Here is a 12648-nt window from a genome sequence, read left to right as displayed (position 1 = left end):
CCGTGAGTCCCGTGCCCCTGTCCGTCCTCGACCTCTCGCCCGTGCTCTCGGGGCGGCCGCCGTCGGCGGCGCTGCGGGCCAGCGTCGACCTGGCCCGCGCCGCCGAGCGCGCCGGCTACCACCGCTACTGGGTCGCCGAGCACCACAACTCCCCCGCGGTCGTCTCGGCCCCCGCCGTCCTCGTCGCGACGATCGCCGCGGCGACCACGACGCTGCGGGTCGGCGCCGGCGGGGTCATGCTGCCCAACCACTCCCCGCTGCAGGTGGCCGAGACGTTCCGGTCGCTGGAGGCGCTGCACCCCGGGCGGGTCGACCTGGGGATCGGCCGCGCGCCCGGCACCGACGGGCGCACCGCGCTGGCCCTGCGGGGCTCGCGCGAGGCCCTCGTGCGCGACGACTTCGAGGACCGGCTCGCCGAGCTGCGCGGCCACGTCGACGGCTTCGAGCCGGGGCACCCCTTCGCGGGCGTCGTCGCCCAGCCCACCGACGTGCCGCTGCCGCCGGTGTGGCTGCTGGGGTCCAGCGACCACGGCGCGCGGGTCGCCGCCGCGCTGGGGACCGGGTACGCCTACGCGGGCCACTTCGGGACCCTGGACCCGGTGCCGCTCCTGCGGGCCTACCGGGCCGGTTTCGCGCCGTCGCGGTGGCGGTCGCAGCCGCACGCCGTCCTGGCCGTGTCGGTCGTCGTGGCGCCCACCGCGCAGCGGGCCGCCGAGCTCGCCCACGCCGCGACGCTGGCGACCGTGCGGCTGCGGCTGGGGGCCGCGGGTCCGCTGCCGACCCCGGAGGAGGCCGCGGCCCACCGGTGGACCCTGGCCGAGCGCAACGCGGCCGGCCGGCTGGAGCCGCGTCCCGTCGTGGGCACCGCCGGCCAGGTCGTCCCGGTGCTGGCCGACCTCGTCGACCGCAGCGGGGCCGACGAGCTCATGGTGCTCACCCAGGTGCACGACCCGGCCGAGCGGGCCCTGTCGTACGAGCTGCTCGCCCGGGAGTGGTCGCTGCGCGCGGTGGCTTGATGCGCCGGACGGGTGAACCGCCGCCGGCCCACTCAGGCACCCAGCGTGAGCGCCGATGGGAGGACATGATCAGCCTCGAGAGCGCCACCTGGGGCTCGCAGGCCGTCACCACGCCTGCGCCCGCCTCCGCCCACGCCCCCGCCGACCGCGAGCGCCGGCGTCGTCCCGCCCTGGTGATCCGCCGCCCCACGGCGCGCGACGCCGTGGAGGTCGGGCCCGCCGACGACCTGCACCCGGCCGGCCGGGTGGACATCTACCTCTGACGCGCCGCCCGGCCCCGGGACACCGGCCGAGGCGGGACGCGGTGCAGCTCAACCGGCGACAGGGTCCCGTCACGAACGGTGAACTCCATCCACGTCCCGGTCGGCTGGCGCCGCCGGTCGGTGGGTGAGCCGGGGTTGAGCAGCCGCAGGCCGCGCGGTGTCGTCGTGTCCCAGGGGATGTGGCTGTGGCCGAACAGGAGCACGTCGAGGTCCTGCGCGTAGGCGCTGTCGCAGCGCCGTTCCCGGCCGGCCTTGTCCCCGGTCTCGTGGACGACCCCGAACCGGACCCCGTCGAGGGTGAACGTCGCGAACTCGTCCAGGTGCGCCCGGACGTCGGCGCCGTCGTTGTTGCCGGCGACGCCCACGAGCCGCCCCGAGCGCTCCCGCAGGGCCAGCACGGTCGCCGCGTCGCACCAGTCCCCCGCGTGCACGACGACGTCGGCCGCCTCGACCGCCGCCCACACCGGCGCGGGCAGGTCCTTCGCCCGCGCCGGGAGGTGGGTGTCGGAGACCACCACGACCCTGCTCATCAGCCGAGCTGACGCACCCGGACGGTCTCGGGCAGCTCGCGCAGCCGGCGGCCGACCTCGTCGGCGGCGGGCGCGGCGATGTCGGTCACCACGTAGCCGAGGTCCCCGCGGGTCGCCAGCTGCTGCCCCTCGATGTTCACCCCGGCCTCGGCCAGGACCGAGTTGATCGCCGCCAGCACTCCAGGGACGTTGCGGTGCAGGTGGGCCAGCCGGACCGTGCCGGGGGTCGTCTCGGTGCCCAGCGTGGGCAGGTTCACCGACAGGGTCGTGGCGCCGTAGAGGGCGTAGTCACGCAGCTTGGCGGCCACGAAGCGGCCGATGTCCTCCTGGGCCTCCTCCGTCGAACCGCCGACGTGCGGGGTCAGGATGACGTTGGGCAGGCCCCGCAGCTGGGAGTCGAAGCCGTGCCCGGACCCCTTGGGCTCGGTGGGGAACACGTCGATCGCCGCCCCGGCGATGTGCCCGCTCCTGACGTGCCGGGCCAGCGCCTCGTGGTCGACGACGAACCCGCGCGAGAGGTTGAGGAAGATCGAGCCCGGCCGCATGCGGGCGAACTCCTCCTCGCCGAAGAACCCGGAGTTGGACTGCCGGCCGTCGACGTGCAGCGTCACGACGTCGGCGATCTCGAGGACCTCGTGCAGGCTGCCGCAGCGGCGCGCGTTGCCCAGGGCGAGCTTGTCGGTGCGGTCGTAGAAGAACACGCTCATGCCGAGGGCCTCGGCGACCACGGACAGCTGCGAGCCGATGTTGCCGTAGCCGATGATGCCCAGACGCCGGCCGCGGACCTCGTGCGAACCCGCGGCGGACTTGTCCCACACCCCGGCGTGCATGGCCTGGTCCTTGACGGTCAGCCGGCGGGTCAGCGCGATGATCTCGGCGAGGGCGAGCTCGACGACGCTGCGGGTGTTGCTGTACGGCGCGTTGAAGACCGCGACGCCGTGGGCGGCGGCGGCGAACAGGTCGATCTGGTTGGTGCCGATGCAGAAGGCCCCGACGGCGCGCAGGTCGGGGGCGTTCTCCAGGACCTTCGCGGTGACCTGGGTCTGCGAGCGGATGCCCAGCAGGGACACGCCCGGGAGGCGCTCGAGCAGCTCGGACTCGTCGAGGGCCCCGGACGCGGTCTCGACCTCCCACCCGGCCTCGGACAGCAGCGTCCGGGCGTCGGCGTGGATGTTCTCCAGCAGCAGCGCGCGCCCCGTGCGGGCGGGCGTCAGGTCGGGGGCGGACACGCGTGTTCCTCCAGCTCAGCGACTCAGGTGGGCCCCCAGTCTCGCGCACGAGGACCCCCCGGCGGGACCGGGTTCGCGCCGCGGTCGACCCCGTGGGCGCTTCGGGTTGCGCGCCAACGCCTCACACCCGGGCGACGGCCTCCTCGACGGGCACGTCCCCAGCGGCCAGCCCCAGCACCGGCGCGGGGGCCGGGCCGGCCACCAGCCGGTCCAGGAGCCCCAGGCACACCGCGGCGACGTCGGCGCGCGCCACGCGGCCGGTGTCGACCGCCGGGTCCAGGAGCACCGACCCCGAGGGCGGGTCGTCGGTCAGCGAGGCCGGCCGCAGCACCCCGACCCGCAGGCCCCGGCGGGCCAGCAGGTCCTCCTCGGCGGCCAGCTTGGCGCGCAGGTACGCCACGAACACCTCCTCGACGCCGTCCGGGACCGCACCGTCGCGCACCCGGTCGACCCCGATCGAGGAGATCAGCAGGTAGGCGCCCACCCCGGCCCGCTCGGCGGCGTCGGCCAGCAGCACCGCGGCCCGGTGGTCGACGCTGTCCTTGCGGGCGGCGCCGCTGCCCGGGCCGGCCCCGGCGGCGAAGACGACGGCGTCGGCGCCGGCGAGGTCGTCGGCCACCTCCGGGCCCGTGGCCGACTCCAGGTCGCGCACGACCCCCCGCACGCCCGCGGCGCGCAGGTCCTCCAGGTGGCCGGGGTCGCGGACGAGGCCCACGACCTCGTCACCGCGCCCGGCGGCCAGCGCCCCCAGCAGCAGGGCGATCTTCCCGTGTCCTCCGGCGATGACGATGCGCACCGCCCGACCGTAGGCACGGGTGCGGCCGGCCGCACCCGCACGGGCGGGCGCCGGCTCAGACCTGCTCGTCCACCAGCGTCGCGGCGTCGGGCAGCGCCTCGAGGCGCTCGGGGGGGATGGGGCGGCCGGAGACGACGGACAGGCCGTAGGTGCCCTCGTCCAGCCGCTTGAGGGCGTCCTCGACGCTGTCGAGGCGGCGGCGCGCGCCTTCCAGCAGGCCCTCGTTCTCGGCGGCCTGCTGCTCGTGGGAACCCATGTCCCCGGCGTCCTGGCCGCCCTCGGCGGCGTCGGGGGTGCTCCCGGACTCCAGCCGTGCGGTGAGGTCGTCGATGCTGGCCCGCAGGTCGCGCTGCATGGTGAGCAGCCGCTCGCGGGCGGCGTCGAGGTCGAGGGAGCTGTCGTCCATGAAGGACGTTCCTACCGTGCCGCGGCCGTTCCAGCACGACGGGGGTGCCCCGTGGGTCCATGCTGGGCGGGTGATCTCCGTCGATCTCGCCCTGCGCCTCAAGCACGCCGGCCTGCCGTGGCGACCCGCCTCGGGCGACCGGTTCGTGATCCCGAACCGGGACATGGACTCGGACGTGTTCACGCTGTCGGACATGACCATCGAGGTCCACGACCACCCCGGCGGCCAGGTCATCGGCTTCAACGGCACGACCGAGTGGGCGCTGGACTCCGTGGACCAGCCCGAGGCGTGCTGGCTGCCCGCCGAGCACCAGCTGCGGGAGCTGCTCGGGGACCGCTTCACGCGCCTGGAGCGGCGGGACGTCGGCGACGGCACGGTGCACCGGGTGCTGCTGCTCGACGAGGCGGGCGCGGACGCCTTCGAAGCCGCCGACGCCTCCGACGCCTACGCGCTGGCGCTGCTGCACCACCTGTCGGGCGCCGACGGCGGCAGCGTGGGGACCGACGGCGCGACGCTGCCGGCCTGAGACGCCGCCGGCCCGGCGGTCCCCCGCCGGGCCTCACCCCTCGTCGGTGTCCTCCTCGTGCTTGGCCAGGAACCGCTCGAACTCCTCGCCCAGCTCGTCGGCCGTGGGCAGGAAGGCGCTGGCGGCGCTCGTGCCGCGGCCCTCGTCGCCGAAGGCGTCGTACTGCTCCTCCAGGGCCGTCACGACGGCCGCGGCCTCGGGGGACTCCGCGACCTGCCGGTCCACCTCGACGCGGGTCTGGGAGGCCGCCTCCAGCAGCGACTGCACCGGGACCCCCACCCCGGTGGCCCCCGACAGCGTGCGCACCAGGACGGCGGCGGCGTCGGGGTAGTCGCTGCCGCCGAGGTAGTGCGGCACGTGCGCCAGGACCGAGACCACGTCGCGGCCGGCCTGGGAGCCGCGCAGGTGCAGCAGCGCCGCGGCGTGACCGGGCACCTGGGCCTCGACGTCCCACGTGCGGTAGCCGTCCAGCAGCTCGGGGCGGCTGGCGCTGGCGGTGACGCCGCTGGGCCGCGTGTGCGGCACCGCGGTGGGCGCGGCCGACAGGACCATCGTCAGCCCGACCCCCAGCTCGTCGGCGAGGTTCCAGACGGCGGCGGTGAAGCGCTCCCACTGCACGTCGGGCTCGGGACCGGTCAGCAGCAGCAGCGAGGAGCCCTCCTCGTCGAAGACCCGCAGCACGCGCAGGCGCGGCGGTTCGACCTCCAGCCAGTTCTGGCCGCCGAAGGTCATGGTGGGGCGCCGGGCGCGGTAGTCGTGGAGCTGGTCGACGTCGAAGGTGGCAACGACCTCGTGGCGGCAGGTCTCGAGGAGGTGGTCCACGGTCTGCCGCACGGCGTTGCCGGCGTCGATGAAACCGGACAGCGCCACGACGAGAGGGGGTTCGACCAGGGACGGGCGCTCACCCTCGTAGGAGTACAGGGAGGCGGGATCCAGCATCCGGCCATCATCGCCCCCGCCCGGTGCCGGACGGACGCGGGGTCCGCGCGGGGCCGGCGCGGGATCAGGGGGTGACTGCCGCCTGCAACCCGGCCTGGCGCTCGGTGCGCAACCGGTCGATGGCCTTCTCGAAGTCGGCCAGGGAGTCGAAGGCCTGGTAGACCGAGGCGAAGCGCAGGTAGGCGACCTCGTCGAGCTCCTGCAGGAACGGCAGCGTGGCCAGCCCGATCTGGTGGGCGTCGATCTCCGCGGCGCCCTGGGCGCGCACGGCCTCCTCGACGCGGTGGGCCAGCAGGGCGATGTCGTCCTCGCTGACGGGGCGGCCCTGGCAGGCCTTGCGCACTCCGGAGGCGATCTTGGCGCGGCTGAACGGTTCAGGAGCCCCCGAGCGCTTGACGACGGTCAGGCTCGCCGTCTCGACGGTGCTGAACCGCTTGGAGCAGTTCGGGCACTGGCGCCGGCGACGGATGGACGTCCCGTCGTCGGTCGTCCGCGAATCCACGACACGGGAATCCTCGTGCCGACAGAACGGGCAGTGCACCCCGACTTCCTCCCCCGCGACCGGACGACAGCTCTGGTCCAGCCTCGACCGTACGTCGAGCACGGTGCACCGGGCAACCGGCGGGGTCCGGCGGGCGGGGGCGGGCACGGTTCAGCCTCGCGCCGGCAGGACCAGCCGCTGACCGGCCTGCACCGTCATCGAGGGCAGGGCGTTGAGCTCGACGATCTCGTCGGCGACCTCGCGCCAGTCCTGCGCGGGCGCCCACTGCGCCGCGATCCCCGACAGGGTCTGGCCGGGCAGGACGGTGTGGACGGCGGGGACCGGCGCGCGCTCGGCACCGGCGGAGGCCCCCGTCAGCGCGCCGGTGACCGCGAGGACGGCGCCGGTCAGCGCGGTGGCGGCCGTGCACGTCAGGAGGAAGCGACCGCGGCGGGTCAGGCGCAGCGGGGCGGCCGGGCGGAGCGCGGCGGTGCGGTGGGCGCGGACGGTGCCCCGGCGGCGCGCGCCGCGGCACGCCCGCGGCGGCGCGGGGGTCAGCGCCGTGGTGAGGACCGGGGTCAGGTCGCGGGGCGAGGTGGCGCGGCGGGGCAGGGGCAGCTGGGGGGCGAGGGCGGTGGTGCTCACGAGCGCGGACCTCCATCTCGGCGGCACCGCGATCGAACGGGTGTTCGAGGCGGCGCGTCTGTTCTACCACCGCTCGAACGGCGGGACGCAACCCCCGGGAGCGGGGGCCGACGCCGGTCGACGCTGCCACCGACCACCGACACGTGGCCCGACCTGCGCGGACGCCCGGCACCGGTGCCGGGGCGGGTGCGCGGGCGGGCGCCTCAGCCGGCCCCGTACCGCCGGGCCGCCCGCTCGCGGGCCCGGGACGCCTCGACCTCCCGGTCCTTGGGCGGGGCCGTCGTCACGAGCTCGGCGAGCAGGTGCCGGGTGGCGTGGGCCACCTCGGCCACCGCGCGCTCGAACGCCTCGGCGTTGCGGGCCGACGGCCTCGTCGTCCCGGCCACCTTCCGGACGTACTGCAGCGCCGCGGCGTGGACCTCGTCGGCGGTGGCGGGCGGTTCGAAGTTGTGCAGCTGGCGGATGTTCCGGCACATGCGGCGACCCTAGGCAGCGGGTCCGACGGACACGCCGACACGCCGCGTTCGAACACGTGTTTGAGCATCGCGGGTCCGCTGGCTACCGTGGCGGTACCGGGTCCGTCGCAGGGCCCGCAGGACCTGGGACGGGAGAAGGACGTGGCCGACGTGCTGGACGGAACCGACGACGGCGGACCCGCGGCGGAACGGCTCGGGACGGTCCACGAGTTCCCCGACCCGCCCCTGGTGCGCGACGGCCTGACCAACCGGCAGCGCCGCGTCCTGGAGGCCATCCGCGAGTGCGTCGAGCAGCGCGGCTACCCGCCGAGCATGCGCGAGATCGGCCAGGCCGTCGGCCTGACCAGCCCCAGCAGCGTCGCCCACCAGGTCAAGACCCTCGAGAAGCTGGGGTTCCTGCGCAAGGACCCCCGCCGCCCGCGCACCCTGGAGGTCGTGGCCCCCGCCCAGCAGTCCGGCTGGGGCGTCATCGCCGGTGTCGACGGCACCCCCCGCGACGGCAGGCCGGCCGCCACCTACGTGCCCCTGGTGGGCCGCATCGCCGCCGGTGGCCCGATCCTGGCCGAGGAGCTCGTGGAGGAGGTCTTCCCGCTGCCCTCCCAGCTCATCGGCGCCGGTGAGCACTTCATGCTCCGCGTCGTCGGGGAGTCGATGCTCGACGCGGCGATCTGCGACGGCGACTGGGTCGTGGTGCGGCGTCAGCCGACGGCCGAGAACGGTGACGTGGTCGCGGCCATGATCGACGGCGAGGCCACCGTGAAGGTGCTGCAGCGCAGGGACGGCCACGTCAAGCTGCTGCCCCGCAACCCGCTGTTCGACCCGATCGACGGTGACGAGGCCACCATCCTGGGGCGGGTCACCGCCGTCCTGCGCTCCCTCTGACGCCCACGGGCTCGACCAGCTCGACCGCGGCCTCGACCGCCAGCCGCGGCGACGTCAGGACGGGCACGCTGAGGTCGCGCAGCAGCGGCGCGACCTCGGCCATGCTCGCCTGCGCGAGCACCACGACGTCCACGGGCGGGTCCAGCGGCAGCACGGCCCGCCGCACCGCCGCGGCGACCCCCGCGGCGTAGGTCAGCAGGTCCCCGGACTCGAACGCCGACCAGGTGTCGGTGCAGCGGACCTCCACGAACTCCACCGCGCGCCCCGTGGTCCGGGCGCACTCGTGCAGCAGGGGCATCAGGGTCGCGGCCGCCTCGTCCAGGGAGGCCACCACGGCGATGCGCCGGCCGGCGAGCACGGCGGCCTCGGCCATCGGCCGGTCCACGCGCACGACGCGCAGCCCCTGCTCGGCCCCCACGGCCTTGGCGACGGGAGCCAGGGTCGAGCAGGTGCACACCACGACGTCGGCGCCCTCGGCGACGAGCCGGCGCAACCGGTCCCCGACGGCCCCCCGGACCGCGTCCGCGCCGTGCTCGCGGGCGGCGGCCAGCAAGCCGGTGTCCACCAGGTGCCGCTCGGCGACGGTGGCGTCCCGTTCGCGCAGGAGGTCGCTGAAGGTGCGCACGTGGGCGTGCGCGGTGTGCAGGAAGCCGACGGTGGCCACGGAGCGAGCATGCCACGCCGCCCCCGGCCGGTGAACCGGGACCGCGAACGTCACCCGCTCAGCCGACGCAAGGCCGCCAGCACCGTCTCCGTCGACGTCGTGGGCCAGAAGTCCGGCAGCGACCCGCGCAGGAACCCGCCGTAGCGGGCCGTGGCCAGCCGCGGGTCGAGCACCGCGACGACACCCCGGTCCCCGGTGGCGCGGATGAGGCGCCCCGCTCCCTGGGCCAGCCGGACGGCCGCGTGCGCGACCGAGACCGTGAGGAACCCGTTGCCGCCGGCGGCGTCGACCGCCCGGGACCGGGCCGACATCAGCGGGTCGTCCGGGCGGGGGAAGGGGATGCGGTCGATGACCACCAGGGAGCAGCTGTCCCCCGGCACGTCGACCCCCTGCCACAGCGACATCGTCCCGAAGAGCGACGTCGAGGGGTCGTCGGTGAAGGCGCGCACGAGCCTCGGCAGCCGGTCGTCGCCCTGGCACAGGACCGTCGTGCCCAGGCGGCGGCGCATGGCCTCGGCGGCCTCCTCGGCGGCCCGCCGGGACGAGAACAGCCCCAGGGTCCTGCCCCCGGCGGCCTCGACCAGCGCGGCGAGCTCGTCCATCGTCGCCTCGCTCGACGCGCCGCGCCCCGGCGGCGGCAGGTGCCGGGCGACGTACAGGATGCCCTGGCGGGGGTAGTCGAAGGGGCTGCCGACGTCGACCCCGGTCCAGGGCGTCCCCGCCCCCTTCTCCCCCCGGAGCCCGAACGCCCCCGCCACGGGGTCGAAGGAGCCGCCCAGGGTCAGCGTGGCCGAGGTGGCCACGACGGTCCGCTCGCTGAAGAGCTTCTCGCGCAGCAGACCCGCGACCGACAGGGGGGCGATGTGCAGGGAGGGCGGACGCGCCGCGGGGCCGGAGCCGGCCGTCACCCACGCGACGTCGAAACCGTCCCGCGCGCCGCGGCCGACGTCCTCGGCGAGCCGCTCGGCGACGGCGAAGACCTCCTGGACGGCCGCGCGCGCCAGGTGGCGCGCGCCCCGCGACTCGGGGTCCTCCTCCTTGCCGGCGGACTCCCCCGCGTCCTTGAGGTCGGTCAGGGCCTGCCGGGAGGCGTCGCGGACGGCCACCACGGCGTCGGCCAGGGCGTCGGGCCAGCGGTCCAGCCGGCCCGGGGGCGCCTCGTCGAGGGCGGCCTCCAGCGCGACGGCCGCGTCGTCCAGGGCGTCGGAGACGATCCCCGCCGAGCGCCGCAGCCGGCGCGAGGCCGTGTGCAGGACCGCGGCGGACAGCTCGGCGGTGGCGACGGCGGTGACGCGGTCGGCCAGCTCGTGGGCCTCGTCGACGACGAGGACGTCGTGCTCGGGCAGCAGCAGGCCGCTGCTCTCCATGGCGTCGATGGCCGTCATGGCGTGGTTGGTGACCACGACGTCGACCTCGCGGGCCCGGGCCCGGACCCGTTCGGAGAAGCACTCGGCGGCGACCGGGCAGCGCTGGGAGCCCAGGCACTCGCGCGCCGAGACCGACACCTGCCGCCAGGCGCGGTCGCTGACGCCGGGGTCGAGGTCGTCGCGGTCCCCGGTGTCGGTCGTGGCCGCCCACTCCCGCAGGCGCACGACCTCCCGGCCGAGGCGGCCGGTGTCCTCCGCGGCCCCGCCGGCCGGTGCCGGCAGGTCGAACAGGGCACCGTCGTCGCCGGGGAAGCCGCCGTCGAGCTTGTTGCGGCACAGGTAGTTGGCACGCCCCTTGAGCAGCTCCCAGGTCGGTTCCCGGTGCAGCGCCGGCGCGATGGCCGCGGCCAGCCGCGGCAGGTCCCGCTCGACGACCTGGGCCTGCAGGGCCAGCGTCGCGGTGGTCACGACCACCCGGTGGCCGGTGTGGACGGCGTGCGCGACCGCGGGCACGAGGTAGGCCATCGACTTGCCCGTGCCCGTGCCGGCCTGGACGAGCAGGTGCCGGCGGGTGCGGATGGCGTCGGTGACGGCCTGCGCCATCCGGGCCTGGCCCTCGCGGCGCTGGCCGCCGAGGGCGTCGACGACGGAGTCGAGGAGGTCGGCGGCCTCGGGGCCCTCGACGTCGTGCTCGACCTCCTCGGCGGGGGCGGGTGACTCGGTGGACGTGCTCACCGGGTCATCCTCCCCCGCCCCACCGACACGGCGGGTCACCGTCCACAGGCCGGGCGCGGCGCCCGGCCCGTGGACGCGTGGGTCCTCAGGCCGTGCGCGTGAGCCGGAACTGCGCCAGCTCGGCCGCCAGCCGCGGGCGCACCCGGGCCAGCAGGCGCGTGCCCTGCGCCGTGTGCTCCTCGTCCAGGACCTGACCGGTCGTGTGGACGCGGTGGACCAGCTCGCCGCGGTCGTAGGGCACGACCACCTCGAGCTCGACGTCGGGCACGGGGAGCATCTCGGCGATGCGGGCCAGGAGCTCCTCGACGCCCTGGCCCGTGCGGGCCGAGACGGCGACGGCGTTCTTCTCCTTGCGCAGCAGACGGTCGAGGACCTCGGGGTCGGCGATGTCGGCCTTGTTGATCGCGACGAGCTCGGGCACGCCCTGCGCGTCGACGTCGGCCAGGACGGCGCGCACGGCCGCGAGCTGACCCTCGGGGTCGGCGTGCGACCCGTCGACCACGTGCAGGACGACGTCGGACTCGGCGACCTCCTCCAGCGTCGAGCGGAAGGCCTCGACGAGCTGGTGCGGCAGCGAGCGGACGAACCCCACGGTGTCGGCCAGCGTGTACGGCCGGCCCTCGGGGGTCTGGGCCCGGCGCACGGTCGGGTCCAGGGTCGCGAACAGGGCGTTCTCCACGAGCACCCCGGCGCCCGTGAGCCGGTTCAGCAGCGAGCTCTTGCCCGCGTTGGTGTACCCGGCGATGGAGACGGCCGGGACGGCGCGGGCGTGCCGCAGGGAGCGCTTCTCCACGCGGGTGGTGCCCATGCCCTTGATCTCGCGGCGCAGCTTGGCCATCCGGCTGCGGATGCGGCGGCGGTCCAGCTCGATCTTCGTCTCACCGGGACCGCGGGAACCGATCCCCGCACCACCGGCGACCCGGCCACCGGCCTGCCGGGACATCGACTCACCCCACCCGCGCAGGCGCGGGAGCAGGTACTCCAGCTGAGCGAGCTCGACCTGGGCCTTGCCCTCCCGGCTCTTGGCGTGCTGGGCGAAGATGTCGAGGATCACGGCGGTCCGGTCGACGACCTTGACCTTGACGATGTCCTCCAGGCCGCGGCGCTGGGACGCGGACAGCTCCCCGTCGCAGACCACGGTGTCGGCGCCCTCGGCGGCGACCAGGTCGGCCAGGGCCTGGGCCTTGCCGGAGCCCAGGTAGGTCGCGACGTCGGGCGTGCTGCGCCGCTGCAGGACCCCGGCCAGGACGTCGGAGCCGGCCGTGGCGGCCAGGGCGGACAGTTCCTGCAGGGACACCTCGGCCTCGGCCCGGTTGGAGTCGGCGCTGGACCAGACCCCGGCCAGGACGACGCGCTCGAGGCGCAGCTGCCGGTACTCGACCTCGGTGACGTCGGACAGTTCCGTCGACAGGCCCGCGGCCCGGCGCAGGGCACGACGGTCGGCGAGGTCGAGCTGGTCACCGTCGTAGCTGGTGTGCCCGTCCGGGTCGTCTCCGTCCACCTCCTGCGCCGCGTTCTCCCCGTGACCGCGCAGGATGCGGGCGATGGCCCGGTCGAACTCCTGGTCGCGCTCGTCGGTCGTGAGCTCCGCGGACTGCTCCGTCGCGGAGAGGTGGCGCTGGTTCATGGACCTCCTCGGTCGTTCTCTCGGTGCGCCTAGCGTTCCACTGCAACCACCGGGGCAGCCAGTTCA

At 75.7% G+C, this 12648-nt stretch carries 15 protein-coding genes; 4 read left to right on the top strand and 11 right to left on the bottom strand.

What is annotated here, in order from left to right; translation table 11 throughout:
* Window positions 1-2: 2 nt before the first annotated feature.
* Window positions 3-1016 (top strand): MsnO8 family LLM class oxidoreductase, encoded by a 1014-nt coding sequence (locus tag BJ968_RS19890; protein WP_179754761.1) that lies wholly within the window; start codon window positions 3-5, stop codon window positions 1014-1016.
* Window positions 1017-1081: 65 nt separating this feature from the next.
* Entirely contained in the window at window positions 1082-1279 is a 198-nt protein-coding gene (locus BJ968_RS19885; protein WP_179754759.1) for a hypothetical protein, read from the top strand.
* Here BJ968_RS19885 and BJ968_RS19880 read toward each other — a convergent pair.
* The 4 genes from BJ968_RS19880 to BJ968_RS19865 form a co-directional block, all read right to left on the bottom strand.
* On the bottom strand, window positions 1270-1809 hold the full coding sequence (locus BJ968_RS19880; protein ID WP_179754757.1) for a metallophosphoesterase family protein: 540 nt from the start codon (window positions 1807-1809) through the stop codon (window positions 1270-1272). The two genes, BJ968_RS19885 and BJ968_RS19880, sit on opposite strands and share 10 nt — an antisense overlap.
* The gene (serA, locus tag BJ968_RS19875) at window positions 1809-3038 is read right to left on the bottom strand and encodes a phosphoglycerate dehydrogenase (RefSeq protein ID WP_179754755.1); all 1230 of its coding nucleotides are present in this window, start codon (window positions 3036-3038) and stop codon (window positions 1809-1811) included. The genes BJ968_RS19880 and serA overlap by 1 nt, the downstream gene beginning before the upstream one ends.
* A gap of 121 nt (window positions 3039-3159) precedes the next feature.
* The gene (locus BJ968_RS19870) at window positions 3160-3834 is read right to left on the bottom strand and encodes an NAD(P)H-binding protein (protein ID WP_179754753.1); all 675 of its coding nucleotides are present in this window, start codon (window positions 3832-3834) and stop codon (window positions 3160-3162) included.
* A gap of 55 nt (window positions 3835-3889) precedes the next feature.
* Window positions 3890-4240: a TraR/DksA family transcriptional regulator gene (locus tag BJ968_RS19865; RefSeq protein WP_179754751.1), complete on the bottom strand. Its 351-nt coding sequence runs from the start codon at window positions 4238-4240 to the stop codon at window positions 3890-3892.
* Between the two features lie 70 nt (window positions 4241-4310).
* Between BJ968_RS19865 and BJ968_RS19860 the strand changes: the two genes are divergently transcribed.
* Window positions 4311-4766, top strand: coding sequence for a pilus assembly protein CpaE (locus BJ968_RS19860; RefSeq protein ID WP_179754749.1), 456 nt, complete (start codon window positions 4311-4313; stop codon window positions 4764-4766).
* A gap of 33 nt (window positions 4767-4799) precedes the next feature.
* Here BJ968_RS19860 and BJ968_RS19855 read toward each other — a convergent pair whose 3' ends face one another.
* The 4 genes from BJ968_RS19855 to BJ968_RS19840 form a co-directional block, all read right to left on the bottom strand.
* Complete coding sequence (locus BJ968_RS19855) at window positions 4800-5705, bottom strand: proteasome assembly chaperone family protein (RefSeq protein WP_179754747.1); 906 nt, start codon at window positions 5703-5705, stop codon at window positions 4800-4802.
* Between the two features lie 64 nt (window positions 5706-5769).
* Complete coding sequence (gene nrdR, locus BJ968_RS19850; protein WP_179754745.1) at window positions 5770-6246, bottom strand: transcriptional regulator NrdR; 477 nt, start codon at window positions 6244-6246, stop codon at window positions 5770-5772.
* 111 nt (window positions 6247-6357) lie between these two features.
* Window positions 6358-6831: a LysM peptidoglycan-binding domain-containing protein gene (locus BJ968_RS26950; RefSeq protein WP_179754743.1), complete on the bottom strand. Its 474-nt coding sequence runs from the start codon at window positions 6829-6831 to the stop codon at window positions 6358-6360.
* 203 nt (window positions 6832-7034) lie between these two features.
* Window positions 7035-7307, bottom strand: coding sequence for a DUF2277 domain-containing protein (locus BJ968_RS19840; protein ID WP_179754741.1), 273 nt, complete (start codon window positions 7305-7307; stop codon window positions 7035-7037).
* Between the two features lie 60 nt (window positions 7308-7367).
* Between BJ968_RS19840 and lexA the strand changes: the two genes are divergently transcribed.
* The gene (lexA, locus tag BJ968_RS19835; RefSeq protein WP_425491533.1) at window positions 7368-8189 is read left to right on the top strand and encodes a transcriptional repressor LexA; all 822 of its coding nucleotides are present in this window, start codon (window positions 7368-7370) and stop codon (window positions 8187-8189) included.
* Here lexA and BJ968_RS19830 read toward each other — a convergent pair.
* From BJ968_RS19830 to hflX, 3 genes are all read right to left on the bottom strand, one after another.
* Entirely contained in the window at window positions 8164-8853 is a 690-nt protein-coding gene (locus BJ968_RS19830) for an aspartate/glutamate racemase family protein (protein ID WP_179754739.1), read from the bottom strand. The genes lexA and BJ968_RS19830 overlap by 26 nt on opposite strands.
* Before the next feature lie 50 nt (window positions 8854-8903).
* The gene (locus BJ968_RS19825; RefSeq protein WP_343078171.1) at window positions 8904-10955 is read right to left on the bottom strand and encodes an ATP-dependent DNA helicase; all 2052 of its coding nucleotides are present in this window, start codon (window positions 10953-10955) and stop codon (window positions 8904-8906) included.
* 85 nt (window positions 10956-11040) lie between these two features.
* Window positions 11041-12582, bottom strand: a complete 1542-nt coding sequence (gene hflX / locus BJ968_RS19820) for a GTPase HflX (RefSeq protein ID WP_179754737.1) — start codon at window positions 12580-12582, stop codon at window positions 11041-11043.
* Window positions 12583-12648: the final 66 nt, after the last annotated feature.

It is taken from the genome of Kineococcus aurantiacus, from assembly GCF_013409345.1.
In the GTDB taxonomy this organism is placed as follows: Bacteria; Actinomycetota; Actinomycetes; order Actinomycetales; family Kineococcaceae; genus Kineococcus; species Kineococcus aurantiacus.
Note: the sequence above shows the minus strand (reverse complement) of the source record. Positions and strands in the feature narration are given on the sequence as shown.

Bases quoted from the DNA above. Each gene is read 5' to 3' on its own strand.
- BJ968_RS19865 (WP_179754751.1), bottom strand. From the start codon at position 4,240: ATGGACGACAGCTCCCTCGACCTCGACGCCGCCCGCGAGCGGCTGCTC.
- BJ968_RS19885 (WP_179754759.1), top strand. From the start codon at position 1,082: ATGATCAGCCTCGAGAGCGCCACCTGGGGCTCGCAGGCCGTCACCACG.
- hflX (WP_179754737.1), bottom strand. From the start codon at position 12,582: ATGAACCAGCGCCACCTCTCCGCGACGGAGCAGTCCGCGGAGCTCACG.
- BJ968_RS19855 (WP_179754747.1), bottom strand. From the start codon at position 5,705: ATGCTGGATCCCGCCTCCCTGTACTCCTACGAGGGTGAGCGCCCGTCC.
- BJ968_RS19880 (WP_179754757.1), bottom strand. From the start codon at position 1,809: ATGAGCAGGGTCGTGGTGGTCTCCGACACCCACCTCCCGGCGCGGGCG.
- BJ968_RS19840 (WP_179754741.1), bottom strand. From the start codon at position 7,307: ATGTGCCGGAACATCCGCCAGCTGCACAACTTCGAACCGCCCGCCACC.